The organism is Pantoea sp. UYEF8, from assembly GCF_040546285.1.
In the GTDB taxonomy this organism is placed as follows: domain Bacteria; phylum Pseudomonadota; class Gammaproteobacteria; order Enterobacterales; family Enterobacteriaceae; genus Pantoea; species Pantoea brenneri.
The window spans coordinates 447821-473595 of the sequence record NZ_JBEPNM010000002.1; the positions used below are offsets into that span (position 1 = coordinate 447821).

At 56.1% G+C, this 25775-nt stretch carries 24 protein-coding genes; 15 read left to right on the forward strand and 9 right to left on the reverse strand.

The features are described 5' to 3' along the window. The first annotated feature begins 52 nt into the window (after positions 1-52). On the forward strand, positions 53-229 hold the full coding sequence (locus tag ABIB18_RS05615) for a con-10 family general stress protein (protein ID WP_031377378.1): 177 nt from the start codon (positions 53-55) through the stop codon (positions 227-229). 125 nt (positions 230-354) lie between these two features. Here ABIB18_RS05615 and zinT read toward each other — a convergent pair whose 3' ends face one another. Beyond that, on the reverse strand, positions 355-1005 hold the full coding sequence (gene zinT, locus ABIB18_RS05620) for a metal-binding protein ZinT (protein WP_354473788.1): 651 nt from the start codon (positions 1003-1005) through the stop codon (positions 355-357). Positions 1006-1091: 86 nt separating this feature from the next. Then, positions 1092-1505: a VOC family protein gene (locus ABIB18_RS05625; RefSeq protein ID WP_354473789.1), complete on the reverse strand. Its 414-nt coding sequence runs from the start codon at positions 1503-1505 to the stop codon at positions 1092-1094. 195 nt (positions 1506-1700) lie between these two features. Here ABIB18_RS05625 and katE point away from each other — a divergent pair, with 195 nt between their 5' ends. Continuing rightward, positions 1701-3965, forward strand: a complete 2265-nt coding sequence (katE, locus tag ABIB18_RS05630) for a catalase HPII (protein WP_031377381.1) — start codon at positions 1701-1703, stop codon at positions 3963-3965. Positions 3966-4077: 112 nt separating this feature from the next. On the opposite strand, the gene ABIB18_RS05635 is transcribed toward katE, so the two are convergent. Beyond that, the gene (locus ABIB18_RS05635; protein WP_069728242.1) at positions 4078-4341 is read right to left on the reverse strand and encodes a hypothetical protein; all 264 of its coding nucleotides are present in this window, start codon (positions 4339-4341) and stop codon (positions 4078-4080) included. A 451-nt stretch (positions 4342-4792) separates the two neighbouring features. Here ABIB18_RS05635 and ABIB18_RS05640 point away from each other — a divergent pair, with 451 nt between their 5' ends. Next, a complete protein-coding gene (locus ABIB18_RS05640; RefSeq protein WP_354473791.1) occupies positions 4793-5254 on the forward strand; it encodes a hypothetical protein in 462 nt (153 codons plus the stop codon). 147 nt (positions 5255-5401) lie between these two features. Then, the gene (locus ABIB18_RS05645; protein WP_069728241.1) at positions 5402-5971 is read left to right on the forward strand and encodes a hypothetical protein; all 570 of its coding nucleotides are present in this window, start codon (positions 5402-5404) and stop codon (positions 5969-5971) included. A 235-nt stretch (positions 5972-6206) separates the two neighbouring features. On the opposite strand, the gene ABIB18_RS05650 is transcribed toward ABIB18_RS05645, so the two are convergent. Next, positions 6207-7868 carry a methyl-accepting chemotaxis protein gene (locus ABIB18_RS05650; RefSeq protein ID WP_031377385.1) on the reverse strand — a complete coding sequence of 554 codons (1662 nt, stop codon included), beginning with the start codon at positions 7866-7868 and terminating at the stop codon, positions 6207-6209. A gap of 264 nt (positions 7869-8132) precedes the next feature. Here ABIB18_RS05650 and ABIB18_RS05655 point away from each other — a divergent pair, with 264 nt between their 5' ends. Further along, positions 8133-9389, forward strand: coding sequence for a mechanosensitive ion channel family protein (locus ABIB18_RS05655; RefSeq protein ID WP_031377386.1), 1257 nt, complete (start codon positions 8133-8135; stop codon positions 9387-9389). 41 nt (positions 9390-9430) lie between these two features. Here the strand turns inward: ABIB18_RS05655 and ABIB18_RS05660 are convergent, their stop codons facing one another. Continuing rightward, complete coding sequence (locus ABIB18_RS05660; RefSeq protein WP_089561265.1) at positions 9431-9697, reverse strand: hypothetical protein; 267 nt, start codon at positions 9695-9697, stop codon at positions 9431-9433. A gap of 463 nt (positions 9698-10160) precedes the next feature. Between ABIB18_RS05660 and treZ the strand changes: the two genes are divergently transcribed. The 4 genes from treZ to budC all read left to right on the forward strand — a co-directional run bounded on the left by treZ (position 10161) and on the right by budC (position 17492). After that, positions 10161-11948, forward strand: a complete 1788-nt coding sequence (treZ, locus tag ABIB18_RS05665; RefSeq protein WP_089561258.1) for a malto-oligosyltrehalose trehalohydrolase — start codon at positions 10161-10163, stop codon at positions 11946-11948. After that, the gene (treY, locus tag ABIB18_RS05670; RefSeq protein ID WP_354473792.1) at positions 11945-14473 is read left to right on the forward strand and encodes a malto-oligosyltrehalose synthase; all 2529 of its coding nucleotides are present in this window, start codon (positions 11945-11947) and stop codon (positions 14471-14473) included. Before treZ ends, treY begins: the two co-directional genes overlap by 4 nt. Before the next feature lie 62 nt (positions 14474-14535). Next, positions 14536-16611: a glycogen debranching protein GlgX gene (glgX, locus tag ABIB18_RS05675; RefSeq protein ID WP_046288352.1), complete on the forward strand. Its 2076-nt coding sequence runs from the start codon at positions 14536-14538 to the stop codon at positions 16609-16611. Positions 16612-16727: 116 nt separating this feature from the next. Beyond that, entirely contained in the window at positions 16728-17492 is a 765-nt protein-coding gene (gene budC, locus ABIB18_RS05680) for a meso-2,3-butanediol dehydrogenase (protein WP_031377849.1), read from the forward strand. A 139-nt stretch (positions 17493-17631) separates the two neighbouring features. On the opposite strand, the gene ABIB18_RS05685 is transcribed toward budC, so the two are convergent. Next, positions 17632-17907 (reverse strand): hypothetical protein, encoded by a 276-nt coding sequence (locus tag ABIB18_RS05685; protein ID WP_031377850.1) that lies wholly within the window; start codon positions 17905-17907, stop codon positions 17632-17634. 542 nt (positions 17908-18449) lie between these two features. On the opposite strand from ABIB18_RS05685, the gene ABIB18_RS05690 reads away from it, so the two are divergent. Together ABIB18_RS05690 and ABIB18_RS05695 are read left to right on the forward strand one after the other, a co-directional pair. Next, positions 18450-18992, forward strand: a complete 543-nt coding sequence (locus ABIB18_RS05690; RefSeq protein ID WP_031377851.1) for a TetR/AcrR family transcriptional regulator — start codon at positions 18450-18452, stop codon at positions 18990-18992. After that, positions 18989-20158 (forward strand): MFS transporter, encoded by a 1170-nt coding sequence (locus ABIB18_RS05695; protein ID WP_354473793.1) that lies wholly within the window; start codon positions 18989-18991, stop codon positions 20156-20158. The genes ABIB18_RS05690 and ABIB18_RS05695 overlap by 4 nt, the downstream gene beginning before the upstream one ends. Positions 20159-20330: 172 nt before the next feature. On the opposite strand, the gene ABIB18_RS05700 is transcribed toward ABIB18_RS05695, so the two are convergent. Next, positions 20331-20564 (reverse strand): hypothetical protein, encoded by a 234-nt coding sequence (locus ABIB18_RS05700; RefSeq protein ID WP_069728235.1) that lies wholly within the window; start codon positions 20562-20564, stop codon positions 20331-20333. Positions 20565-20873: 309 nt separating this feature from the next. On the opposite strand from ABIB18_RS05700, the gene ABIB18_RS05705 reads away from it, so the two are divergent. From ABIB18_RS05705 to ABIB18_RS05715, 3 genes are all read left to right on the forward strand, one after another. Then, complete coding sequence (locus tag ABIB18_RS05705) at positions 20874-21398, forward strand: GNAT family N-acetyltransferase (RefSeq protein WP_089561255.1); 525 nt, start codon at positions 20874-20876, stop codon at positions 21396-21398. A gap of 97 nt (positions 21399-21495) precedes the next feature. Beyond that, positions 21496-22713, forward strand: a complete 1218-nt coding sequence (locus tag ABIB18_RS05710; protein WP_354473794.1) for a diguanylate phosphodiesterase — start codon at positions 21496-21498, stop codon at positions 22711-22713. Positions 22714-22986: 273 nt separating this feature from the next. Further along, positions 22987-23220, forward strand: a complete 234-nt coding sequence (locus ABIB18_RS05715) for a DUF4060 family protein (RefSeq protein WP_046288354.1) — start codon at positions 22987-22989, stop codon at positions 23218-23220. 61 nt (positions 23221-23281) lie between these two features. Here the strand turns inward: ABIB18_RS05715 and anmK are convergent, their stop codons facing one another. Further along, positions 23282-24403, reverse strand: a complete 1122-nt coding sequence (gene anmK, locus ABIB18_RS05720) for an anhydro-N-acetylmuramic acid kinase (protein WP_354473844.1) — start codon at positions 24401-24403, stop codon at positions 23282-23284. A 285-nt stretch (positions 24404-24688) separates the two neighbouring features. Between anmK and slyB the strand changes: the two genes are divergently transcribed. Further along, positions 24689-25156 (forward strand): outer membrane lipoprotein SlyB, encoded by a 468-nt coding sequence (gene slyB / locus ABIB18_RS05725; protein WP_031375726.1) that lies wholly within the window; start codon positions 24689-24691, stop codon positions 25154-25156. A 43-nt stretch (positions 25157-25199) separates the two neighbouring features. Here slyB and slyA read toward each other — a convergent pair whose 3' ends face one another. Further along, entirely contained in the window at positions 25200-25637 is a 438-nt protein-coding gene (gene slyA / locus ABIB18_RS05730) for a transcriptional regulator SlyA (RefSeq protein WP_031375725.1), read from the reverse strand. Between the last annotated feature and the right edge of the window lie 138 nt (positions 25638-25775).

Genomic DNA, 25775 nt, shown 5'->3' on the forward strand with positions numbered 1-25775 from the left:
GCTGTGACTAGCTAGTCCTACTTATCTAAGGAACCTGATACGAGGCCTATCTATGACACAACAGAAATACCGGGGTGGCGCAGGCAACTTTGCCAATGACCCGGACCGTGCCAGTGAAGCTGGAAGTGCCGGTGGCAAAGCCAGCGGAGGCAATTTCAAGAACGATCCTGAAAGAGCCAGGGAAGCTGGCCGCAAGGGCGGTAAAGTCAGTCGGCGCACCTCTAAGTAGATCTGAGTGAAGCGCTTTAGGATTTTGTACGCCACGGATTGGCGATTTACCTGCATAAGCTGGCCGCGTTTGTCGCCTGAAAACCCGCCGTTACGGGCGGGTGTGTCAAAAGCCGAAGCAAATCCTTAATGATGCAGCATCTCATCCACCACCTGCGCATTCATCATCTGCCAGGGATAGTAGGTCGGCCAGTTATCCATCTCCGCCAGTAAAGCTTGCTGCGAACGATTACCCATAAAAATATGGAAGTGGGCTGATTTGCGCGGTGCGATGGTGTGATCGCTGAACTGCACATATTTCGGCGCATCGCTGTTTGCCTCCTGGCATTCGAACAGGTAGCGCACCCCTTTCTTGCCCGAGGTATAGGTCAGGATCCGGTGGCCGGCATAATGGTAGCGGCAGGCGCTGACCCGATCGCCAATATGAAATTCCATCACGCCGTTTTCGATGCCGATAGTGTCGACGTAGGTCGCGTAGCCTTTACGGTAATAAGCTTTAACCTGCTGCGCCGTTTTGCTGCCATCCTGCTGCGCTTTTTTCTGCCATACCGGGTCCAGCTCGCCACTTTCTAATAGCGGATAGACCGACTGCCACAGGCCATCCCAGTCCGACAGCGGGCGATCTTTAACATCCGCATCGGCAAAGTCCCCTTCCGCCGCTTTCTGTTCCATGGCTGACAACGGTTTGCCGTGCGCATGATCGCCATGCGCCGCCACCTGATTGCTGATCAACAGCGCGCCCAGCGCCATCGCCCACTTACCTGTATGATTTGCCAACGTCGCGATCCTCAATAGAAGTTACAAAATGAAATGTTATGATATAACATTTCTAACTTCAATCAGGAAATGCACGCCGGCTGCAATTAAACCGACGCGTAGGCCGGATCGTCGTTACAGAACAGCGCCAGCTTATTGCCTGCCGGATCGCGCAGGTAAGACACGTAAAAATTCGGGTTATAGCGTTCACGAATGCCTGGCGCGCCCTCATCTGTGCCCCCTGCCCGCAGGCCCGCCGCGTAAAGCTCGTCAACCCTTTGCCGCGTCGGCGCGCGGAATCCGGCCATGTTGCCGTTACCCGGCTGCGCGTCTGCGCCATCCCACGGCTTCGCAATGTAGACGGCACCGGGTCCGTTTTGCCGATCGGGCACCTCCGGCAGCGAAAAAATCAGCTGTTCGCCATCGGGCTCAACCAGATACCCGAGCGGCAGCAGAACTGCCCGATAAAAGTGACCGGACAGCGCCACATCATTCGCACCAATAAACAGATAGCTGAGCATACAGACCTCCGAATAGTTGCAGTTGGCCGGCAATAAGCGAAACGACAGGCTGCCGCACCGGGTGAAGGTGTTATTTTAGCCCGCCAAAAAGAAACCCGGCGAGGTCAGTTAAAGTCGCGGTTTACCCCCAGCATTGGTCAGGTTGTTCTATATTTAGTGTCGTCGAAAGTAAAATAACCGCTGGAGCATGGATTAATGTCGAAAGAAACAGAGAAGAAAGAACTGAGCCACCGCGCCCCCACCACCGGGCCGGAGTCGTCAGAACCCGGACTCGGTTCGCTGGCACCTCAGGATGGATCACATCAGCCGCCAGCCGAACCGACGCCTCCCGGCAAACAACCGACCGCGCCAGGTAGCCTGAAAGCCCCGCAGACCCATAACGCTAAACTCGACCAGCTCAATGCCAGCCGTAAAAACGGCACCAACAGCCCGCTCACCACCAACCAGGGAACCCGTATTGCGAACGATCAGAATTCGCTGCGTGCCGGTTCGCGTGGGCCAACCCTGCTGGAAGACTTTATTATGCGTGAGAAGATCACGCATTTTGACCATGAACGTATCCCGGAGCGCATCGTGCATGCGCGCGGCTCAGCGGCGCACGGCTATTTTCAGCCCTACCGCTCGTTAAAAGATCTGACTAAAGCGCAGTTCCTCAGCGATCCGAATCAGGTGACGCCGGTTTTCGTGCGTTTCTCCACGGTACAGGGCGGCGCCGGTTCCGCTGATACGGTGCGTGATATTCGCGGTTTCGCCACCAAGTTTTATACCGAAGAGGGCGTCTTCGACCTGGTCGGCAACAACACCCCGGTGTTCTTTATTCAGGATGCGCATAAATTCCCTGACTTCGTGCACGCGGTGAAGCCTGAACCCCACAACGAAATCCCGCAGGGCCAGAGCGCCCACGATACCTTCTGGGATTACGTCTCTCTCCAGCCGGAAACCATGCACAACGTCATCTGGGCGATGTCCGATCGCGGCATTCCGCGCAGCTATCGCACCATGGAAGGGTTTGGTATTCACACCTTCCGCCTGATTAATGCTGCAGGCAAAGCGACCTTTGTCCGCTTCCACTGGAAGCCGGTGGCAGGCAAAGCCTCGCTGCTGTGGGATGAGTCGCAGAAACTGACCGGCCGCGATCCCGATTTCCATCGTCGCGACCTGTGGGAAGCGATTGAAGCGGGTGACTTCCCGGAATATGAACTGGGCCTGCAGCTGATCCCGGAAGAGGATGAGTTCAAATTCGATTTCGATATTCTGGACGCCACCAAACTGATCCCGGAAGAGCTGGTACCGGTCGAGATCGTGGGTAAGATGGTGCTTAACCGCAACCCGGATAACTTCTTCGCAGAAACCGAGCAAGTAGCATTCCACCCAGGCCACATCGTGCCGGGCCTCGATTTTTCCAACGATCCGCTGCTGCAGGGCCGTCTGTTCTCCTATACCGATACCCAGATCAGCCGCCTCGGTGGTCCGAACTTCCATGAGATCCCGATCAACCGTCCAACCTGTCCGTACCATAACTTCCAGCGCCAGGGGATGCACCGTCAGGATATCGACACTAACCCGGCCAACTACGAGCCGAACTCGATCAATGATAACTGGCCACGTGAAACCCCGCCAGCCGCTGAAGGTGGCGGTTTTGAAAGCTACCAGGAGCGCGTTGAGGGCCACAAAGTGCGCGAGCGCAGCCCATCATTCGGTGAGTATTATGCTCAGCCGCGCCTGTTCTGGATGAGCCAGACGCCGGTCGAACAGCAGCATATTATCGGCGCTTACTCGTTCGAGCTGAGTAAAGTGGCGCGGGCCTATATTCGTGAGCGGGTGGTCGATCATCTGGCGCGGATTGACCTCGGTCTGGCGAAAGGCGTGGCGGATAATCTCGGTATCGCCCTGACCGCCGATCAGCTGAATATCCAGCCGCCAAAAGCGGTTAACGGCCTGACCAAAGATGACAGCCTGAGTCTCTACGCCATCCCGGATGGCGAGATCAAGGGCCGTCAGGTAGCGTTACTGGTCAGCGATGGCGTGAAGGCGGCAGATGTGCTGTCAATTCTGCAGGAACTGAAAGCGGTCGGTGTTCACACCAAACTGCTGGCCGCACACATGGGCCAGGTACGCGCCGATGATGGTTCGGTGCTGCCGATTGATGCCACCTTCGCCGGTCTGCCGTCACTGACCTTTGACGCCGTTATCGTGCCGGATGGCAACATCGACGCCCTGCTGCTGAGCGGTGATGCGCGTTACTTCCTGCTGGAAGCCTACAAGCATCTGAAAGTTATTGGTCTGTCAGGCGATGCACGTCGCTTCAAGGCGCAGTTCAGTCTGGGCGAAACCGAACAGGAAGAAGGCATTGTTGAGGGTGACAAAGCAGAAAACGCCCTGATGGCGGACTTCATCCAGGCGATGAAAGCACACCGCGTCTGGTCACGCAGCCAGAAAGCGCTGTCAGTACCGGCCTGACGATCGCGACGTGCTATTGCGCGTCAGATCTGCAATAAAAAACCGCCTCCCGGGGCGGTTTTTTACTGCTCGATCCGGTCGGCAAGCGGCGCTGCTGCCAGATATGCGCCGATCATTTTGTCTTTTTGACCCGGTTTTCACGGAACAGTAAGGTGACGACACCGAATATCCCGCCGGTCAGAAAACCGTATTCGAGATCGGCGGCATCCTTACGGATATCCTGCAGCCTGATCAGCGCCCTTTCCGCATCTGGCGCAATAATTTCCTCAAACTGTTTCTGATAGCCGTCAGCCTTAAGCCGTTCGACTGCCGCGCTGTCCTTCCGGTCGGCAGCCACCAGCTGACGGCCTTTCCTGAAAAAGAAAAATTCGGGCATGCTGAGTTCCTTTGCAGTCACGATTTGAAGCTTCAACATAACCGCAATCGGACGCTGCGCCCAGCGGAAACTCAGGCCAGGGCAGCCAGGCAAAGCGACATTGATCAGACGCCGGCTTATCCGCGCTGGCCGTCGCCTGCTTGTATTCTGTTATCGGTGGCAACGGGTCGTCCTGGTAAATGCACTAAAGCGCAATAGCGAGAAAAACAGGCGGTTGCGCCAGCGAGATGGATTCAGGCTCACGGACAACGAATGTGCCTCGCGGACGGCTGCCTCGCACGGGAGCCGGGTCGAATGCGGGTCGGGTTTGTGGAGTGGCTCTTTACCTCTTCCGTGTCATGAGTCAGCAACGGCAGATGAGGCTGGATGACAAACGTTAAAGGATGGACCAACCGTACCGATACTGTTTCAATAACTGATTAGAACGCGTGAAAACAGCCAGGAAGGGTCGATGGCACGAAGAAGAGAGCTCAAAGGAATTAGCCATTCTCTGAATAGTAGTTTTGTCAGTCGAAACAACGATTACAATGGTTTCTGGGCTATAGGCCGGTTAAAACGCTTTGCTATTAACCAGGGACTTAAATCCGTGACGTTTACCTTTCCCATGCCTGCAAGCGGTGCAAATTTTGATCTGATAAATGATATCGGGCAGCGTTATACGGTAATGCTGGCAAACCTTATACTGAAACAGCAACTGCCTGACTCATGGGTTAAAAATGCCGCTATTGTCATCGATTTTTATACAAATGATAACGCTGCTCAGTCAGCTGAGTGTCATACATCAGGTGATCCTTTTAAGTGCGTTTGTCAGATAACTGATGATAGGGGGGGTGATTATTCTTCCATCATTTATGGCCGGTGTCTGCCTCACTCCCCGGCGCGAGAATTACGATCAAACCGTTATCTCGGCTGATAATTTCTAAAAAGCTTAAACTACAATCTGAGCTGGCCCCCAAAGTGAAAATCCAGCCGAAACAGGAAGCTGCGTCAGACGCTAAAGTTGAGCGAGCATGTCAGAAAAGCGGCAGCATTACTCACTGATAAATAAGGGAATATAAGTATGAGCAACAGTACTTATTTCAAAGATAATTTCAGGAAATGGTTTACTGCCGCAGTGGTATACATTCTGTTAGGTGGTTGGTGCTGGTATATGTTGTGGGCATCAAGCATTTCCCACAATACAGTGTTAAAAAAATCGGTTCCTGAATGGAAAACCTATATTTTATCTGGCCTGTTTATGGGCGTCATTATTCTGGCGCTGGCTTGCTGCCGGGGCACTTTTAATAAAAACGTAAAATCTCTGTTTAATGCATTCAGTGGCGGTTTTATTCTGGGCTTTGTGTTGTCCTTAAATTGTTATGATGTCTATGTTTATCTCTTCCCGGACAAAGTTATTGGCTATGAATCGGAATATGAAGTTGTCTTTCCAGGCCCGTCAAGAGGCAAGCACGGGCAGTGTGAAGCGGGTATCTGGCTAAAAGACCCGAACACCAGCAGATGGAAGCAGCTTTGTATCAATAAAGAGTATCTGCACAGCCACCGTAAGCAAGGAATGACAGGCGTATGGGTAACCGCTCGTGTGAATAATATTGGCTCTTACATCGTGAAATATGAATTTATCTACCGGTAAATTAAGCTGGCTGTAGTGATTCACCAATGTTATTCGCCAACGTATCGGCCGCTATCTTCTGTTCTGCCGACTGTAAAAATGAGTGATAGTCATTAACGTCCGCCCTTCACTGTTAGAAACATTCACCACCGCTGCACCGCAATCAAATACCTTCCCGGTTGAGCTCAAATGCAGCGAGCTCAACCGGGTTATCACGCGATGGCGGTCAGCTTTTGGCTGGCTGACGGCCAGCCACTCAGAAGGCCTGCCAGTTCTGGTTATCCGCCTGCGGGCTGACCGCAGCAGGACGCAGCTGACTCACGACCGGCTGGGCCGGAGCTGCGGAAAACGCCGCCTGCAGGCTGCCGGTTTTAAATACCGCCACCGTTTTACGCAGATAGCTGGCCTGCTCTTCCAGCGAAGCCGCCGCGCTGGCCGACTCTTCAACCAGGGCGGCGTTCTGCTGCGTCACGCCATCCATTTCAGAAACCGCGATGCAAACCTGCTCAATGCCACGCGTCTGCTCAACTGATGATGAGGCGATCTCTTCGATCAGCTGGGTTACCCGACTGACCGACGTTACGATACTTTCCATCGCCTTACCGGCTTCAGAGGCATGGCCGGCCCCGGTTCTGATCCGTTCGGCGGAGCGATCGATCAGGCCGCGGATTTCCTGAGCGGCACTGGCGCTGCGGCCTGCCAGCGAACGTACCTCGCCCGCGACCACCGCAAATCCACGTCCCTGCTCACCGGCACGCGCGGCTTCTACCGCAGCGTTGAGCGCCAGAATATTGGTCTGGAAGGCGATGCTGTCGATAATCGCAATAATGCCGGCGATTTGCCCGGAGCTTTCACTGATCTGCTCCATGTTGGCGATGACCCGGGCCACCGTCTCGCCGCCCTGGGTGGCGGTGGTTGACGCCTGTTTCGATACGGCCGTTGCCTGCTGCGCATTGTCGGCATTGAGCTTAACGGTTGAGGTCAGCTGCTCCATGCTGGCCGCCGTTTGTTCCAGCGCCGCGGCCTGCTGTTCGGTGCGTGATGAAAGATCGGTGCTGCCGGCTGAAATTTCGGCAGCGCCGGTAAAGATAGAGCGGGTGGCGTCATCAACCGAAGTAATGGTGACCACCAGCGCATCGCGCATCTGCTGCAGTTCGGTAATCAGCAGCCCCATCTCATTACGGCCTTCATGCTGAATGTCTGAGGTCAGATCGCCGGCAGAAATCGCGCGGATATAGCCGGTCAGTCGGCTAAGCGGGCCGATAAGCCGTTTTTGTAACCCGACCCAGACCGCGAAAATGATCACCACGGTCACCAGGCCAAGCACCAGCAAGGTCCAGAGCGCATCGGTCAGGCTGCGCTGGTTCTGCTCAGAGGTGTTTTTCATTAGCTGAATGTTGACCGCGCGCCAGGCCTCATAAGCGCTGTCGAGCCGATCCTGCGCCGCCTGCGCTTCCAGATTGCCGTAGCCCTGATAGTTGCGCTGTTTCAGGAAAGTCACCGAGGCCAGCATGGTGTCGTGCATTTGCTGATAGGCAGCCTGCACCTCACCGGCCTGGGCTTCATCCTGCCCCGCTTTACGCGGCAACGCCTGCCAGGCGCGGAATTCAACATCGGCGGCGGCGGCTGACTGCTCAGCCTTATCCAGCAGCGACGCCATCGCAGCCAGTGAGGCCGGATCCTGCTGATTTTTAAGGAAGCGGATCGCCACCCGATTGATAGTGACGCGGGTTTTAATCAGGGTTTTCACCGCATCGCTCAGGTGCTGTTGCTGCAGGGTTAACTGCTCCGCCGCAACGAAGTTCTGGTCTGCTTTGGAGACGGCGTTATACAACAGAAAGCCGGTCAGACTCAGCAGTGCGGTAAAGATAAAAAGTACGGCGAGAATACTGTGGGTTATTTTGAGGTTTTTAAGCATGTCAGCAAACTCATGTCAGAGGAGATAGTGCTGTTATCGGCCAGCCTGGACTTTATCTGAGTGCCGGCAGGCGATGAGCTCGCGATAAGATAAATAACCGGGTAAATGGGCCTGGTTTTAGTCGCCTCTGCCGTCGGTCGGGGTTGACGCAGCCGAAGCGGCGGCAAAACCGGGCCTCAGCCGCGCTAAACGCATTCGTCGCTCAACAACCCGCGCCGCAGTGTGGTTGAATTCGCCCCTTATCTAGCTCAGCACGTGGTTAACATGCATTACATTCATAGTTTAATGGATTTTATTGAGGGAAATGCGGTGCTGTCGGCCAGCTTCAGCGTGATCCTGTTGATCATGGCCGGGATGGTGGCTCACTTAATCTGTAAGTTTTTCGTGGTCAAAGTGATCAGAAAGGTCTTTTTCAGCAGCCATAAACAGGGCGTTCCGCTGGATAAAGATGTCCGCCTGTCTCAGAAGCTGTCGAATTTTGTGCCGGTGATTGTGGTCTACAATTTCCTGCAGTTTATGCCGGGCCTGCCTGATAATCTGAAAGTGGCGATTCAGACCATCTGCGGCATTCTGTTTTTTGTCTATCTATCGATCTTCTTCAATGAAGTGCTGGAGATTGTTAACAACTCCTATTCACGCAAATCGAAGCGTAAGAATCACTCGATCAAGGGCTATATCCAGATTGGCAAAATTCTGGTGCATATTATCGCCGCGATCATGATTCTGGCGATTATGTCCAATAAGTCACCGGCGATTATTATCTCCTCGCTGGGTGCGGTTGCCGCGGTACTGATGCTGATCTTTCAGCACACGCTGCTGTCGCTGGTGGCGAATATTCAGCTCTCTTCCAACGATGTGCTGCAACTGGGCGACTGGATTGAGATGCCGGATAGAAATATCAGCGGCGAGGTGATCGATATTGCGCTGCATACCATCACCATCCGCAACTGGGATAACACCATCTCGCGCATTCCGACCAAGAATTTCCTCACCGAGACCTACACCAACTGGCAGGCGATGTTCTCTTCAGGCGCACGGCGGATCATGCGCAGCTTTTATCTTGATCAGAAGTCGATCACCTTTGTGAATCAGGAGATGCTGCAGGCGATGAGTCAGATCCGCATCGCCAGCGAATCGATTACGGAACTGCTGGATGGACGTGATATCAGCGCGGTCGGCGACCGCTGGTTTATGGAGAACGGTATCACCAACCTGATGGTGTTCCGTAAATTCCTGACCGCCTGGCTGACGCAGCGCGAGGACATTAAGAAAGAGATGTATATCGTGGTGCGTCCGCTGAAGCCGTCGCCGGATGGCTTGCCGGTGGAGATCTACTGCTTCACCTCCTCTATTTTCTGGGCTGATTATGAGAATACCCAGTCAGCCATTTTTGAATACATTTACGCGATGGCCCGCTATTTTGATCTGCAGATTTATCAGCATCCGGCGGGTTCGGATTTCGCCCGACTGGCCCAGCCACGTGCTGCGAGCGCTGATGCGCAGCAGAACGGCCCGCAGTAAGCCGATCGCCGCCGCACGCCCCCTGCAATGGCGCGGCGGCGTCAGCTTTTGCTCAGGGCAAAGTTCAGCACCCTGTCATTCTTCATCTGCACCGTCAGCGTCTGCCCTTCGGTGGTGTTAAGGGTGCGCGCCTCACTGTAGGTCCACTTCAGCAGACGCTGTCCATCCGGATACGGCGTCTCGCTGTCGGGCTGACCAAACAGCGAAATCAGCTGTGCCTGCGTAGTCTGGCCGGGATGGATATGCTGCAACCGCGCGGTATCCAGATTATGTCCGACGCGATTAGAGCAGCCGGATAACAGCATCATCAGCGCCACAAACAGGGCTTTCTTACTCACGTAACATCCTTTTGAAAAAATAATTTCGCGCTGCTGGATTGCCCGGCACGCCTGCGTTGGCAGGTCATCCAGCTTATACGCAATCGACCGCCGTCGGCAGGATTTTCTGCCGCCGTTCCGCCCGGACTGACCGCGGCGAGGATGCGAATCCGCGCCACTAAGTCAAATTCCCGCCTCTCTATGGTCCGCTGCCCCGCGATTGCGACATCTTAGTCTATGATTATTCTTCGTATGCCGCGTGGAAACGGTCTCATCACCGGCTTTTCGCCGCATCACACTGTTTACCAGTCCAGGATCCTGGCTGAAGAGACGCGCCAACCCATTTGGCATCCTGGTCTCGCTGACATGTTTATGTTTTTGAAGCTCGCATCATCGGCATCATTTCCGCGCGATGGCGATCATTGCGCATTTCCAGCTTAAACGAGGCAACTGAATGGAATCCAAATCATTTTTTAAAAGCTGGGGCGCCGAACGGGTGTCCAGCGATGAGGTCCGTTTCCGTCTCTGGGCAACGGGCCAGCAACGCGTCACCCTGCGGTTATCCGGCAAAGATATCGAGATGACCCGCCAGCCTGACGGCTGGTTCGAAACCCAGCTGAGCGGCGTCGCCCCCGGCGCCGAATACGATTTTGTGCTGGCGGACGGCACCGCAGTGCCCGATCCCGCCTCCCGCGGCCAGAAAGGTGAAGTCAACGGTCCGTCACTGGTGATCGATCCTGAGGCTTACGTCTGGCAAAACACCGACTGGCAAGGCCGCCCATGGCAGGAATCGGTGGTGTATGAATTGCACATCGGCACCTTTACCCCACAGGGCACCTTTCAGGCCGCGATTGAAAAGCTGCCGTGGCTGGCGGAAAACGGTATCACCATGATTGAAGTGTTACCGGTTTCGCAGTTTGGTGGCAATCGCGGCTGGGGCTACGACGGCGTACTGTTGTATGCACCGCATTCCGCCTACGGCACGCCCGATGATTTCAAAGCGTTTGTCGACGCGGCGCACGGTCATGGCCTGTCGGTAGTGCTGGATATCGTGCTAAACCACTTTGGCCCGGAAGGTAACTATCTGCCGCTGCTGTCGCCGGACTTCTTCCATAAAGAACGGCAGACGCCGTGGGGCGCGGGTATCGCTTATGACGTTGACGCGGTGCGCCGTTACATCACCGAAGCGCCGCTCTACTGGCTGCAGGAGTTTAATCTCGATGGCCTGCGCTTTGATGCCATTGATCAGATTGAAGACCCGGCCGATAAACATGTGCTGATTGAGATTGCGGAGCGCATCCGGGCTGAAATTACCGATCGACCTATTCATCTCACCACCGAAGATTGCCGTAACGTCACCTTTCTGCATCCGCGCGATGAAAAAGGTCAGGCAACGCTGTTTACCGGCGAATGGAATGATGACTTCCACAACGCGGTCCACGTGCTGGCGACCGGCGAAAACCATGCCTATTACCAGGACTTCGCCGATCGACCGGAACAACGGGTTGCCCGGGCGCTGGCGGAAGGCTTCGTTTATCAGGGTGAGGTATCGCAGCAGTCTGGCGAGCCGCGCGGTGTTGACAGCCGCGGTCAGCCGCCGGTGGCCTTTGTCGATTTCATCCAGAACCATGACCAGGTGGGTAACCGGGCCCAGGGCGAAAGGCTGGTGAGCCTGGCCGGCGTGGAACGTACCCAGCTGTTGCTGGCTACCTTACTGCTGTCGCCGCACATCCCGCTGCTGTTTATGGGCGAAGAGTATGGCGAAACCCAGCCGTTCCTGTTCTTCACCGATTTCCATGGCGACCTGGCCAAAGCGGTGCGTGAAGGCCGCGCCCGAGAGTTTGAAGGCCATGCCGGTCACGAAGGTGAAAGCGTGCCGGACCCGAACGATCCACAGACCTTTGAACGTTCGAAGCTGAACTGGGATAAGCCGCAAACGCCGGAAGGCCAGCAGTGGCTGGCGCTGACGCGCAGACTGCTACAGCTGCGCCAGCAACACATTGTGCCGCTGCTGCACACCGCCGGCGGCCACTGTGGTCGGGTGGTGAATACCGCGCCCGGTTTCCTGGCAGTGCGCTGGGACTTCCCGCAGGGCACGCTGTCACTGGCGCTGAACGTCGGCGACCAGCCGCAACCGATCGCCGATCTGCCGGGCGAGACCCTGTTTGCCTGGCCGCAGCAGACCCCCGAACTGGCACCGGAGGCGATCGTGGTTCGTCTGGATAAAGGAGCCGCACAATGAACATCCCAACCGCCACCTACCGTATTCAGTTCCGCAACGGCATGACCTTTGATCGTGCTGCGGCGCTGGTGCCTTACCTGAAGCAACTCGGTATCAGCCACCTTTACGCTTCGCCGATCTTCAGTGCTACTGCGGAATCGACCCACGGTTATGACGTCACCGACGTTAACCAGATCGAACCGTCGATTGGTGGTCGTGCAGGTTTTGACCGCATGGCTGCGGCGCTGAAAGCGGCCGGACTCGGGCTGATCCTCGATATCGTCCCCAACCATATGGCGGCCTCGCTGGAGAATCCGTGGTGGCGCGACGTCATCGAGAACGGTGAGCAGAGCCGTTATGCCCACTACTTTGACATTGACTGGTCACGTCGCCTGACGCTGCCGTTCCTTGGCGACAGCTTTGAGACAGTGCTGGCCAACGGCGAGATCAGCGTGCAGCGCGATCCGCAAAGCGGCAAACCGGCGCTGGCCTACTTCGATAACTATTACCCGCTGGCGCCACACACCTGGCAGGGCCGTGAGGAAGAGGTGCTCGGCCTGCGCGAGCCGGACCAGATTGCCGCGCTGCATGATCAGCAGCCGTGGCGCCTGATGTCGTGGCGTGATGCACCCAACGACCTCTCCTACCGCCGCTTCTTTGAAGTGACCGGGCTGGTGGGCGTGCGGGTCGAAGATAAAGCCGTGTTCGACGCTGCACACCAGCTGATCCTCGAACTGGTGCACAGCGGCGCGGTGCAGGGATTGCGCGTCGACCACGTCGATGGACTGGCCGATCCGCGTGGCTATCTTGAGCAGTTACGCCAGGCCGCAGGCCCTGATTGCTACCTCACGGTCGAGAAGATCCTCGGTGAGAACGAGCAGTTACCGGATGCGTGGCCGGTCTCCGGCACCACCGGTTACGAATTTATGGCCGCGCTGTCGAACGTGCTGGTGGACGGTAATCACCTTGGTGCGCTGCGTAAGGCTTATCAGGCGGTGATTGGCAAAACGGTCGACATGAAGGCCGAACTGCGCGCCGCCAAACTCCTGATGGCCAATCGCAACTTCGCGGGCGAGTTTAACCGCCTGCTGCAACTGGCTCTCGGTATCGCCAGCCACGATGGCGCGCCACAGCCGGAAGCCAAACTGAAAAATGCGCTGCGCGAGCTGCTGGTGGCGTTTCCGGTCTACCGCACCTACGGCACGCCGCAGGGCCTGACGCCGGCCGATACCGCCCTGCTGCAACAGGTGGTGAGCCAGGTAAAAGCCAGCACCAGTGCACCGGATGAGCAGGCACTTGACCTGCTGGTCCGGATTCTGCGCGGCGACGTCGCAGCCGCTGCCGCTGAAGATGCCAGCCAGTTCCGCACCCGCTTTCAGCAGCTGACCGGGCCACTGATGGCGAAATCCGTTGAAGACACGCTGTTTTTCCGTCAGCACATGGCGCTGGCGTTAAACGAAGTCGGTGCCGAGCCGCTGGCGCGCCACTTTTCGCCGGATCAGTTCCACGCCGAAATGCAGGCACGACGTGAGCATCAGCCGGATGCGCTGTCGGGTACCTCAACCCACGATACCAAGCGCGGCGAAGACGCCCGCGCCCGCTTGTATACCCTGACCGAAGCGCCAGACCGCTGGGCAGAATGTGTCGCCCGCTGGCGGGAGATGAATCACGGGCAGGTGATCGCGTTGAAAGATGGTCCGGCACCGGAACCGGCGGTGGAGTGGATGCTGTATGAAGCGCTGGCCGGTGTCTGGCCGCCGTCCCTGCAGCCAGAGGACGCCGACGGTCTGGCGGCACTGGAAGCGCGCTTTGTGGTTTACGTCGAGAAAGCGCTGCGCGAAGCCAAATTACGCACCGACTGGGCAGACAATAACGATGCCTACGAACAGGCGGTACTCGACTATGCCCGTCATCTGCTGGCACCGGCCAATATCACCTTCCTGCGCGATTTCTGCTCCGCCCTGCGCCCGTTTGTGCGTGCCGGACTGGTTAACAGCCTGACCCAGACGGTGGTGAAACTCACCGCGCCAGGCGTGCCGGACATTTACCAGGGCAGTGAAGCGCTGGACTTCAGCCTGGTCGATCCGGATAACCGGCGCGAGCCTGACTTTGCTGCACTGGCCGCAATGCTGGACCAGCCGCAGCATGACGAGGGCGACGGCCACTGGCTGCGCGGTCAGGTGAATCAGCAGGCCATTGCCCGCCTGCTGGCGGTGCGTCAGCAACATCCGTCGCTGTTCCGCCACGGTGACTATCTGCCGCTGCCGGTGCACGGTGAGCATCAGGATCGGCTGCTGGCATTTGCCCGTTGCGAACCGGATCAGGCATTGATTGTGGTGGTTCCGCGGCTGGTGCTGAGCAACCTGCCGGCGACGCTCGAACAGCCACCGGCAGACCGCTGGGCCGCTACCGCGATCGCCCTGCCGCCTTCACTCAGCCAGCGCCGCTACCGTGATGTACTGAGCGGGAAAGAGATTGCGCCTGGCGAACAGCTGCAACTGGATAGCATCGCATCAGGCTGGTGTGCAGTGCTGCTGGCACAGTGATCGTCCGCTTTCAGGACGTTTTTTTTAACGCGTCAATCTGGTCATTGAATAACGAGGCATAAATGTCAAACAGTAAGCGTTTTGAAATCACGGCGGGCTACAGCCATCTGCTTGGGGCAAATTTTGATGGTCAGGGCGTTAACTTCGCTCTGTTCAGTGCGCATGCCGAGCGGGTGGAGCTGTGCCTTTATGATCCGAGTGGCAAGACTGAAATCGCCCGGCTGGAACTGCCAGAGTTTACCCATGAAGTGTGGCACGGCTACGTGCCAGGACTGCAACCGGGCGCGCTGTATGGCTATCGCGTCTACGGTCCTTACGACCCGGAAAATGGCCATCGTTTTAACCCGAATAAATTACTGCTCGATCCCTACGCCCGTGAACTGGCTGGCGATATTGAGTGGAATGAGGCGCACTTTGCCTATGACCTTTATCACGAAGACAAAGACCTGACCTTTGACAGCCGTGACAGCGCGCCGTTTACCCCAAAATGCCGGGTCATCGATCCGGATGAGTTCGACTGGCAGGACAAGAACCGTCCCAACGTGCCGTGGCCGAAGACGGTGATTTATGAAACCCACGTTAAGGGTTTCACCCAGCTCAATACGGCGCTGCCACCAGAACTGCGCGGCACCTTTGACGGCATGAGCCACAAATCTACCGTCGACTACATCAAAAGTCTGGGGATTACCTCGGTTGAGCTGTTGCCGGTGCACTGGTTCCCGGATGACCAGCATCTGCTGGACAAAGGGTTGAAAAACTTCTGGGGTTACAACACGCTGGGCTTCTTTGCGCCCGCCACGCGCTACTTTGGTCCGCGCGGTATTCAGGGCTTCCGTGACATGGTGCGGGCGTTTCACGATGCCGGTATCGAGGTGATCCTTGACGTGGTGTATAACCACACCGCCGAGGGCAACGAGCTGGGCCCAACGCTGTCGTTTAAAGGCATCGATAACTTCTCTTATTACCGTACCCTGCCCGATCAGCATCGTTACTACATCAACGATACCGGTACCGGCAACACGGTTAATACCTCGCATCCGCGGGTGCTGCAGATGGTAATGGATTCGCTGCGTTACTGGTCTGAATCGATGCATATCGACGGTTTCCGCTTCGATCTCGGCACCATTCTCGGCCGTGAGCCTGAAGGGTTCGATCCGCGCGGCGGCTTCTTTGACGCAGTGATGCAGGACCCGGTCCTGTCGCAGAAAAAACTGATTGGTGAGCCGTGGGATATTGGTCCGGGCGGCTATCAGGTTGGCGGCTTCCCGCCGGGCTGGGCGGAGTGGAACGACCAGTACCGCGACACGGTGCGCGATTACTGGAAAGGCAACAACGTCTCAACCGACTTTGCGGCTCGCCTGCTGGGTTCGGGCGATCTTTACGATCAGCGCGGCCGTCGTCCGTGGGCCAGCGTCAACTTCATCACTGCCCACGATGGCTTCACCCTCAACGATCTGGTGTCGTATAACGACAAGCACAACGATGACAATGGCGAGGATAACAACGACGGGCACAACGATAACCGTTCTTACAACTACGGAGCGGAAGGCCCGACCGATGATGAGAACATTAACGCGGTGCGCGAGCGTCAGAAACGCAACTTCCTCGCGACGATGATCTTCTCACATGGCACCCCGATGCTGCTGGCGGGTGACGAGTTTGGCCGGAGCCAGTTGGGCAACAACAACGGCTACTGTCAGGATAGTGAGATCTCCTGGGTGCACTGGGATAACCTGCCGGAATCCGCCGAGGCGCTGCGCGAATTTACCCGTCAGATCCTCAAGCTGCGTGCTGACCAGCCGCTGCTGCGGCGCGAAAACTGGCGCGACGGCATGGATATCAAGTGGTTCAACGCCGGTGGCGGTTTCCAGCAGGCGGAACAGTGGGATGAAGGTTCGACGCTGGGTGTCTATATCGGGCGACCGGATCTGCAGACTGAGGAAGGCATCTGGCACGACGTGCTGATGCTGTTCAATCCATTTGAAGGCAACGTGCCGTTCCGTATTCCGCAGTTTGGTGAAGGTGGCTGGGTGCTGGAGCTGACCACCAGCGACACGGCGAAGCGCGGTCTGGTGATCACCAAAGAGAAAGATTTCGAGCTGGAGGGACGCAGCTTCGCCCTGTTCAGACGTCCCTAGCCGTTAAGCAAGGCAGCCAGGCGCAGCGCATTTCGCGCTGCGCTTGAGTTTCTGACCATGGCTGCCAGGCTTGACCGGTTATTAACACGCAATATTGATGCTGACAAGGAGGCATAATGTCGAGATTTACGCAGAAGGTTGTGGTTGTGACAGGTGCCGGTTCTGGTATTGGTGAAGCGGCGGCTAAACGCTTTGCTGAAGAAGGCGCATCGGTGGTGCTGGTGGGAAGAACCCGCGAAAAACTGGAAAAAACCCTGGCCGGGCTGGCTGCGGGCGATCATCTGGTCGCTGCCTGTGACGTCTCTGACGCTGACCAGGTGAAGCAACTGTCAGAAACGGTACAGGATAAATATGGCCGGGTTGACGTGCTGGTCAACAACGCCGGGGTGATCGTGCAGGGCCGGATCCATGAGGTCGAGCTTGATGACTGGAAAACGCTGATGAAAACCGACCTGGATGGGGTTTTCCATGGCGTACACTACTTCATGCCCGCCCTGCTGCGCAGCAAAGGTAACGTGGTGAACATCTCTTCCGTTTCCGGCTTAGGCGGCGACTGGGGCATGAGCATCTATAACGCCGCTAAAGGCGCCATCACTAACTTCACCCGTGCGCTGGCGATGGATTACGGTGCTGACGGCGTGCGGGTGAACGCCATCTGTCCGGGCTTCACCTTTACCGATTTGACTGAAGATATGAAAGATAACCCCGAACTGCTGGAGCGCTTTTACGACCGTATTCCGTTACGGCGCGCCGGGGAAGCGGACGATATTGCCCGCGCGATTGTCTTTATTGCCAGCGAGGATGCTGCTTATATTACCGGGGTCAACCTGCCGGTAGATGGCGGTATTACCGCGTCAAATGGTCAGCCAAAACAGGCTTAATGAGCTGACAGATATCCTGACGGAGATAATCAAAAGGGCAGCGTAAATACGCTGCCCTTTTTCTTTTATCACTGCCGCGCTTCACCGCGCTTTTTATTATCTGCAGGGTCCAGGCCGTCAATAATCAGCGACAGCGGGATTAATGTCTGGGTGTATGACGGGTTGGCGTAGCGGCACGCGCCGGCTTAATTGCCGTACTGCTGGTGGTCGGGCAGATAAAATTATTCAGGCAAACACTACACATGGTGGCATTAGCGTGATGTATTTTCGCAACGGTTAATGCCTGCTGACGGGTATAAAGCGAGCCTATAAACACGCGCTTATCGCTTTTTAACAGATTAACGCAACCTTCTTTGTGTAAAATCCATCCACCCATGGGACGTGGGCACAGATAATAATAACTGGCTTTGAGCATGGTATTCATCCTAATAGTTGCTGTATGTATCTTAAAAAAACCGACAAAATTCGTAAGGGCTTATGTTTTTATCTGAAGCTTTATTAAACTAACTGAGAGTTATGCTTAAAACCACTTTATTGTACCGGTTAAACTGACTTTGGGATTTAGCCGTTTTCAGACGCCTGAGTCGCTTTAGTCCTCCAGTAAGAGTTAATTCCCTCTATGCCCCACCGTCGCCAGTTTCATTCAGCATGCTAATGATTTTAATCGATAGCCAATGATAAAATAATCCTTTAAAATCAAAATATTAAAAACAACGACTTGTTCAGCAATGCAGTGGAAGAGATCAATTTGATTAAATCAGCTGTGGTAAAAAGCGTGCCTCTGGCTGGTAATTATGAGCATTGATGAACTGAAGCAAAATCATCCAGTCATTCAACTGCTGGCCTTAATCAGACTCAGCGGCAGTGCCGTCTGGCTTAGCGGTTAATCAGTTAAGGCGGACGCGATAAATCCGTTCTCGCCTTGAAAAAGTAAAACGATCGGTTTACTTTTAAACTATGAAAAAAAGAAACGATATTATTCAGGCGGCCGAGCGCTTGTTCTATGCCAGCGGCTTTCACGCCACCAGTACCGACCAGATATGCCGCGCGGCAGGTGTCTCGACGCGCACGCTTTATCATCACTTTAGTTCGCGGGAAGCGCTGACCGCTGCGGTGATGGATGCCCGTGAGCAGCGTTTTATGGCGGACCTGTGGATGCCACAACAGCCTGAAGCGATTGCCCGTCTGTTTCAGGTTCTGGGCGAGTGGACACAGGCGAACGGGGCAAAAGGCTGCTTTTTTCTTAAAGCCTGGGGCGAGTATGCCGAGCGGGATGCGGCGCTGGCTGCCCAGGCGCTGGCCTTTCGCGCCACGCTGCGTCGTTACATTAGCGACTGCGTCACCGTCGCGCGGGGAGAAGAACAGCCGCTGTTGAGCGACGCCATCTGGATGCTGTTTGAAGGTGCAATTACCTCGGCGCTGGTGATCGGTCCCGCCGCGGCTCAGCAGGCCGGTACGGTCGCCAGTCAGCTGCTGCAACAGCACGGTGCAGCGCAATGAGATCGCCGGGCGCGCTGGCGCTGACCGGATTTAGCCTGATTGCGGTGACTTATGGCATGGCGAGATTTTCATGGGGGCTGATGCTGCCGGCTATTTCGGCTGATATTCCGTTCAGCCCGCAGCTGGCGGGTCTGCTCTCCGCCTGCAGCTTTGTCGCTTACTGCCTGACTATTCTGGCCGCCGCCTCGCTGGCGCAGCGGTTTGGCGCGCGTCGCGTCGCGCTGCTGGCGTCACTCTGCGCGGCGAGCGGTCTGGTACTGCTCGCCTGTGCCACTTCGCCGCTGTGGCTGGCGGCGGGCCTGTTTATTGCCGGCCTGAGTTCCGGCCTGGCGTCTCCGGCGCTGGCCGCCGCCGTCAGTCAGCGGCTGAGCGCCGCCCGGCAGTCGCCGGTTAATACCCTGATTAATGCGGGCACCAGCGCCGGAATTATCCTGACGGTGCCCATACTGAACCTTTTACCGGGTGGCTGGCGGGCCGCCTGCCTGCTGTTCGCGCTGCTGGCGCTGAGCTGTATCGTGCCGGTGATGCGGGTTTTACCCGGTGACACTGAAGTCGATCACCGTTGCCGCCAGCCGTGGCATCAGCAACTGTTTCGCCGTTCAATGGCGCGCCTGATCGCCATCGCCTTCGTTTCAGGCCTGACGAGCGCCGCCTGGTGGAGCTTTGGCTCCGCCCTGCTGCGGCAGCATGTCGGCCTCGATCCCGCTGCCACCAGCCTGCTGTGGCTGGTGGCAGGCGGTGCGGGGATTGCCGGCGCGGCGACCGGACCGGTCGCGGCCCGCATCGGCATGAACGCCGTTTACCGGCTGTCACTGTTGGGCATGGCGCTGCCGCTGCTGATGATCGCCTTCAGCCACGGTTATTCAGCAGGCTTGCTGATTGCGGTGGCCTGCTGCGGTGCAGGTTATGTCACGCTGTCAGGCGTGCTGCTGGTATGGGGCGCGCAGGCGACCGAAGAAACGCCGGCTACCGGCGTCGGTATCCTGTTTTTCATGCTGGCTGTCGGTCAGGTGATTGGATCGCTGCTGTTTGGTCAACTCTACGCCGCGGCGGGTGCCGTTATTGCCCTGCTGCTGTTTGCCGCCAGCGCGTTACTGCTGCTGTTTTTTGCCCCGCAAGAAGCCACACGAAGTGAGAGCAAAAAAAAACCCGCACGCTGCGGGTAAAAGTTCGTTACAGAGAAACTCTGTTCTGTTTCGGCAGCACGTCTGGGGCGAAGTTCATTTTTTCTCAGCCGACTCTTTTAAACCAGCCGGCTATTTATGCCGCTGGCAGTATCAGCGGCAAATAAACTCGCTCTGCGTCGGAAGGACTATTACGGCTGGGCAGGCTGACAGGTCAGATAACACGAATATTTTTAATTCTCGGATTTATCGTCTGGTTTAACAGCTCCTGTTCCGGCCCAAGATAATAAGGCACGGCGCACTGCTTGCCATCTTTGGTGAAAATAACCTGATTGTCATGCAGAAACAGCGCAGTGAAATGGCCTAATACCACACCATTTAATTCAAAGCAGTGTTTTCTTGCTTCACGAAGCCCCTGCTTACTATTAAGAAAATCAACAAATCGCATCACGCTGCGTCTCCCCTGGCGAATTTCATCCGCTCTGCTTTTTTATTAAACAGAGACCTGGCGAAGGATAATAGCCGTAAGCGCAGCGCGGATCATTAAGGTCGCGCGGTTTTCAGAATAGGCTTAATGGCGAATAATCAGCCGGACTGAACAGAGCAAATAATCTCAGTCCTGCCCGCTTAACAGTGCTGGCGGGGCCATCAGAGGAAATACTTATGCTTCGGTCTGCGCATATTGCGCCGGGAAAGCGCGCGCCTTATGGTGGTTTTCACTGAGCGCACCTGGGAAAGAATAGCGAAGAGGCAGGAGATGGAAATTTTTGAGGCGGATGAGCGTCATATTGCGGCGATTCAGCAGATTTATGCCTGGCATGTGCTTAACGGTACCGGTTCCTTTGAAACCGTGCCGCCGGATGAGGCGGAGATCGGTGAGCGTCTGAACAAGATTAAACAGGCGGGCCTGCCGTGGTTTATTGCCGTCGGTGACGGCGCAGTTCTCGGCTTTTGCTATCTGGCGCCCTATCGTCCGCGCCACGCCTACCGTTATACCCTCGAAGACTCAATTTATATCGATCCGCAGTTTCGTCAGCGCGGCGTCGGCTCGCGTTTGCTGCGCCATGCCATTAGCTGGGCAGAACAGGCGGGATACCGACAGCTGATTGCCAACGTCGGTGATAGCGATAACCGCGCGTCGGTCGCACTGCACTGTGCGGCAGGCTTTGAAATGGTCGGCACACTCAGGTCGGTCGGCTTCAAACATGGCCGCTGGCTTGATACCGTTTTCCTGCAGCGCGCACTCGGCGTGGCTGATTCGGTGCTGCCCGCCGACGGCTAAATCACGGCGGGAATAATAAAGGCAGCCAGGCCTCGTTCACCGCTGATAAAGCTTCTGGTAATGTGTGCGGACAAAAGCAAAAAATCCGGAAGCCTTTATGTTGTCGACAATCATTTACCGCAGCCATATCGCCGGGCATGTTCCGGTTAAATCACTGTTTGATTTGGCGGTAAAAGCTAACAAGATCAATGAATCATCCAGCATTACCGGCATCCTGCTGTTTAATGGCACCCACTTTTTTCAGGTGCTGGAAGGCCCGGAACAGGCGGTAAAGTCGATATACAGCCGGATTTGTCAGGACCCGCGTCATCATAATCTGGTGGAACTAATGCGCGATTATGCGCCATTACGCCGGTTCGGCAATGTCGGCATGGAGCTGTTCGACCTGCGACAACATGACAAAGAGACGGTGCTGGAGGCAGTGCTGGCAAAATGCACCACCAAATTCCAGCTCACCTATGCCGATCGCGGCCTGCAGTTCCTGCGGACCTTTGTCGAAGCCCGCGAAAAAGAGAACTATTTCGAGATCCCTGACGCCAGCAGCTGGACCTTTATCCACGATGAATCCGCCGGGCGCGACGGTGAAGCGGCGCTGCTGGCCTCTGATGAGGTCAGTTTTGCCTTTCAGCCGATTGTCGATCCCTTCGCCTGTGAGATTGTGTCGCTGGAAGCGTTGCTGCGCGGCCCGCAGGGTGAACTGCCGCTCGACTATTTCTCCCGACTGTCACGCGACGAGGTTTATCTCACCGATATCCGATCTAAAAAGATCGCCTTTGCTCAGGCAAAGCAGCTGGGCATTGAAGGCCTGACGCTGTCGATTAATCTGTTGCCGATGTCACTGGTCGAGGTGCCTGACGCGGTGCCGTTCCTGCTGAATGAGATTGCAGCGCAGGGGCTGGTACCTGAGCAGATCATGGTAGAATTTACGGAAAACGAAGTAATCTCACGGCTTGATGAGTTCGAAGCCGCGATCAAGCAATTAAAAGCAGCCGGTATCAGCCTGGCGCTTGATGATTTCGGTGCCGGTTTTGCCGGCCTGTCGCTACTGACCCGGATCCAGCCCGATAAGATTAAGATCGACCGCAACATCATCAGTGGCGTACATAAGAGCGGCCCGAAACAGGCGATCATTCACGCCATTCTGAAATGCTGCTCCTCACTGGAAATCTCGGTTATTGCGGAAGGCATTGAACAGCCAGAAGAGTGGATGTGGCTGGAAGCGGCGGGTGTTTCGCAGTTCCAGGGCTTTCTGTTCGCGAAACCTAAACTCAATGGCATCGCGCCGGTTGCCTGGCCCGAACTGAGCCAGAGCTGAAACCACAACCAAAGCCAGCGCTAAACAGAGTCTCGCGCCCTGCGATTTAGACGAATCTGATCTCCCCCGCCTTGCCGGATCGCCCTGGTGCTGCTAAAAAATAAGCAGCACCGGGTGATGATCTTCATCTCACTGTCATCTCACCGCTGCACAGTCAGCTATTATTATTTCGTTATTATCATCGATGTTTAGCAGTCAGATGTTCAGTGTTTAGGCCGACGCAGCGCGCCATGCTTGCGACGTGACTCCCAGGGACAGCATTTGAGGAACTGAATGAAGCAAATCATCCGCGGTGATAAAGAACCCGCCCATATCCTGGCCGCGACTCGCGCGCTTGAAGCGCACTACTCGCGCTACGGTGAAGGCAACAAATACCATCCCATCATCTATTCCATCGCCTATCGCAGCCGGTTTTACCAGGTTGAAGTCATTACCCGCCGTGAAACCATGGTCGCTACGGTGATTACCGGGGTGCGCAATCTGACCCATCTTTCTGGCGCAGCCTGATACCGACCGATCCCGTCAAAAATCACAGGGGCCCCCGGCCCCTGTTTCATTCGTTCCCGCCTCAGCGGCGGTAAAGCGCATTAGCCGGATAAATCGCACCAAGCACGCTCTTTTCGCGCGCGCCTGTCACGGCTGGCAGGTTGCCCGGCAAGCCGGAAAGCGTGCGAAAGGCCAGCCAGGCGAACGCCAGCGCTTCCATATCATCGCCACTGATGCCCGCAGCATCGGTGGTGGTCACTTCCGTGCCCGGCAGATGCGTCGCCAGACGCGCCATCAGCAACGGATTGCGGCTGCCCCCGCCACACACCAGCAGGCGATCGCAGCCATCGTTGAGCTGCACCTGCTGAGTGATGGTGATGGCGGTGAGTTCCACCAGAGTCGCCTGCACGTCCTGCGGTGCCAGTCCCGGGAAATGGCGCAGATGCTGCTCCAGCCAGCCGAGATTAAAATGTTCACGGCCGGTGCTTTTCGGCGGCGGCAGCGAAAACCATGGCTCACGCAGCAGTGCCTCCAGCAGCGCCGGGATCAGCGTGCCGCTGCGTGCCCACTGGGCATCTTTGTCGTAGGCTTTGCCCTGATTGCGCCAGATCCACGCATCCAGCAGCATGTTGCCCGGTCCGGTGTCAAAACCGCGCACCGGCTGACCCGGAAACAGCAGCGAGAGGTTGGCAATGCCGCCGATGTTCAGCACCATGCGACGCTCCGTGGCATCCATTAAGAGCGCCTGGTGGAAGGCCGGTACCAGCGGTGCACCCTGCCCGCCGAGCGCCATATCGCGGCGGCGGAAATCCCCGACCACGGTAATGCCGGTCGCCGCGACAATCTGGTTATTATCGCCAATCTGCAGGGTGTTCGGGGCGTCGCTTTGCGGCTCATGCCAGACGGTTTGCCCGTGACAGCCGATCGCTACCACGTCGCTCGCCTCCAGCGATTCGCGTTTCATGAGCGTCAGCACCGCCTCAGCAAACAGCTGGCCCAGACGGGTATCCAGCTGGCCCAGCTGTGAGAGCGTCAGGCTCTGGCCCTGGCAAACCGCCAGAATAGCCTGACGTAACTCGGGTGGCATCGGATGGCAATAGCTGGCCTGCTGCGCCACCAGATTCTCATCAATCGCCGCCAGTACCACATCCACCCCATCCAGGCTGGTACCTGACATCACACCAATATAACGTCCTGATTTCATAGCCATTGATTTTTCCCCGCTGGGTGTGCGATTCATCTGCGATTAGCCTGACAAATTACGTGGGCTAATTCTATGATTAATTTGTTTTTTTCTCAGAGATAGCGCACAGATAACGCAATGGGACACTTTTTTTTCTGCCGATTGAATTATTGTTAACCTTGCGCAGTCTATGCTTCGTCCCACCGTGTTTTATTCGGACAAGGATTAATTTGCCAGGTTTGTGTCTTATACTGTGTGCAGGATATCGCGATAAACGTGGCGCCTTCTCGACTAAAGGAGTTTCAAATGATTAAGCGTGTAGTTGTGGTCGCTTTGACCGGTATGATGCTGGCAGGTTGTAGCAACACGAGTACGCTGTCGGGTGATACCTACAGCGCCAGTGAAGCTAAACAGGTGCAGAGCGTCTCTTACGGCACACTAGTCTCGGTTCGTCCGGTGAAAATTCAGGGCGGTGATGAGAGTAATGTGATTGGCGCTATCGGCGGTGCCGTGCTCGGTGGCTTCCTGGGTAATACCATTGGCGGTGGCAGCGGCCGGAGCCTGGCAACAGCCGGCGGTGCAGTACTGGGCGGCGTTGCCGGTCAGGGCGTACAGGGCGCAGTGAACAAAACTGATGGTGTCGAGCTGGAAATCCGTAAGGATGATGGCAACACTATCATGGTAGTGCAGAAGCAAGCCGCAACGCGCTACTCTGTGGGTCAGCGTGTCGTGATGGCGTCGAATGGCAGCCAGGTGACAGTTTCACCTCGCTAATCTGCATGATGCAGAAAAAACCGACGCCTGGGCGTCGGTTTTTTTATTTCTCGCGATGCTGTAATTCGAGAATGTTTTTTTCAAGCCGGGCAATCAGCGTCACCATCTGATTGATCTCTTCACGGCTGATGCCAGATAAGATGTCATCCCGCGTAGCATCAATCACGCTCTCAACCTGTGCGATAATCGGCTCCGCCTGTTGCGTCAGCTTGATGCGCTTGGCGCGACGATCGTTGGCGCAGGTCGAACGGGTAATCAGTCCCTTCTCCTCCAGCTGGTCCAGCGTACGCACCAGTGAAGGTTGTTCGATGCCGATGGCTTTGGCTAACTGAATCTGTGACTGCTCTGGCGGCAGTTGATGAATATTGTGCAGCGTTACCCAGTGAGTCTGAGTCAGCTCAAGCGGTTTTAATCGCTGATCAATCAACGCGCGCCAGATGCGCACCAGTCGAGATAAATCCGTTCCGAGGGGCGTATCCATTTCATCTCCTTATAATTAGCTTGCTAGCTATCAAGCCAGATTTTACACTATTCTGCGAGTTTACAGGACAAATTACAAATCCCGGGCCAGCGCGCCATTGCGCGGCATCCCCTTCAGACTGCCGCTCGGGTTACTTAA

Excerpts from the sequence above, each read along its gene's own strand:
- glgX (WP_046288352.1), top strand. The coding sequence starts at position 14,536 with ATGTCAAACAGTAAGCGTTTTGAAATCACGGCGGGCTACAGCCATCTG.
- ABIB18_RS05690 (WP_031377851.1), top strand. The coding sequence starts at position 18,450 with ATGAAAAAAAGAAACGATATTATTCAGGCGGCCGAGCGCTTGTTCTAT.
- treZ (WP_089561258.1), top strand. The coding sequence starts at position 10,161 with ATGGAATCCAAATCATTTTTTAAAAGCTGGGGCGCCGAACGGGTGTCC.
- budC (WP_031377849.1), top strand. The coding sequence starts at position 16,728 with ATGTCGAGATTTACGCAGAAGGTTGTGGTTGTGACAGGTGCCGGTTCT.
- ABIB18_RS05640 (WP_354473791.1), top strand. The coding sequence starts at position 4,793 with ATGGCACGAAGAAGAGAGCTCAAAGGAATTAGCCATTCTCTGAATAGT.
- ABIB18_RS05655 (WP_031377386.1), top strand. The coding sequence starts at position 8,133 with ATGCATTACATTCATAGTTTAATGGATTTTATTGAGGGAAATGCGGTG.
- ABIB18_RS05705 (WP_089561255.1), top strand. The coding sequence starts at position 20,874 with ATGGAAATTTTTGAGGCGGATGAGCGTCATATTGCGGCGATTCAGCAG.
- treY (WP_354473792.1), top strand. The coding sequence starts at position 11,945 with ATGAACATCCCAACCGCCACCTACCGTATTCAGTTCCGCAACGGCATG.
- ABIB18_RS05645 (WP_069728241.1), top strand. The coding sequence starts at position 5,402 with ATGAGCAACAGTACTTATTTCAAAGATAATTTCAGGAAATGGTTTACT.
- ABIB18_RS05615 (WP_031377378.1), top strand. The coding sequence starts at position 53 with ATGACACAACAGAAATACCGGGGTGGCGCAGGCAACTTTGCCAATGAC.
- ABIB18_RS05635 (WP_069728242.1), bottom strand. The coding sequence starts at position 4,341 with ATGCCCGAATTTTTCTTTTTCAGGAAAGGCCGTCAGCTGGTGGCTGCC.
- ABIB18_RS05700 (WP_069728235.1), bottom strand. The coding sequence starts at position 20,564 with ATGCGATTTGTTGATTTTCTTAATAGTAAGCAGGGGCTTCGTGAAGCA.
- slyA (WP_031375725.1), bottom strand. The coding sequence starts at position 25,637 with ATGGATACGCCCCTCGGAACGGATTTATCTCGACTGGTGCGCATCTGG.
- ABIB18_RS05660 (WP_089561265.1), bottom strand. The coding sequence starts at position 9,697 with ATGATGCTGTTATCCGGCTGCTCTAATCGCGTCGGACATAATCTGGAT.
- slyB (WP_031375726.1), top strand. The coding sequence starts at position 24,689 with ATGATTAAGCGTGTAGTTGTGGTCGCTTTGACCGGTATGATGCTGGCA.
- ABIB18_RS05650 (WP_031377385.1), bottom strand. The coding sequence starts at position 7,868 with ATGCTTAAAAACCTCAAAATAACCCACAGTATTCTCGCCGTACTTTTT.
- katE (WP_031377381.1), top strand. The coding sequence starts at position 1,701 with ATGTCGAAAGAAACAGAGAAGAAAGAACTGAGCCACCGCGCCCCCACC.
- anmK (WP_354473844.1), bottom strand. The coding sequence starts at position 24,403 with ATGAAATCAGGACGTTATATTGGTGTGATGTCAGGTACCAGCCTGGAT.
- ABIB18_RS05685 (WP_031377850.1), bottom strand. The coding sequence starts at position 17,907 with ATGCTCAAAGCCAGTTATTATTATCTGTGCCCACGTCCCATGGGTGGA.
- ABIB18_RS05715 (WP_046288354.1), top strand. The coding sequence starts at position 22,987 with ATGAAGCAAATCATCCGCGGTGATAAAGAACCCGCCCATATCCTGGCC.
- ABIB18_RS05625 (WP_354473789.1), bottom strand. The coding sequence starts at position 1,505 with ATGCTCAGCTATCTGTTTATTGGTGCGAATGATGTGGCGCTGTCCGGT.
- ABIB18_RS05695 (WP_354473793.1), top strand. The coding sequence starts at position 18,989 with ATGAGATCGCCGGGCGCGCTGGCGCTGACCGGATTTAGCCTGATTGCG.
- ABIB18_RS05710 (WP_354473794.1), top strand. The coding sequence starts at position 21,496 with ATGTTGTCGACAATCATTTACCGCAGCCATATCGCCGGGCATGTTCCG.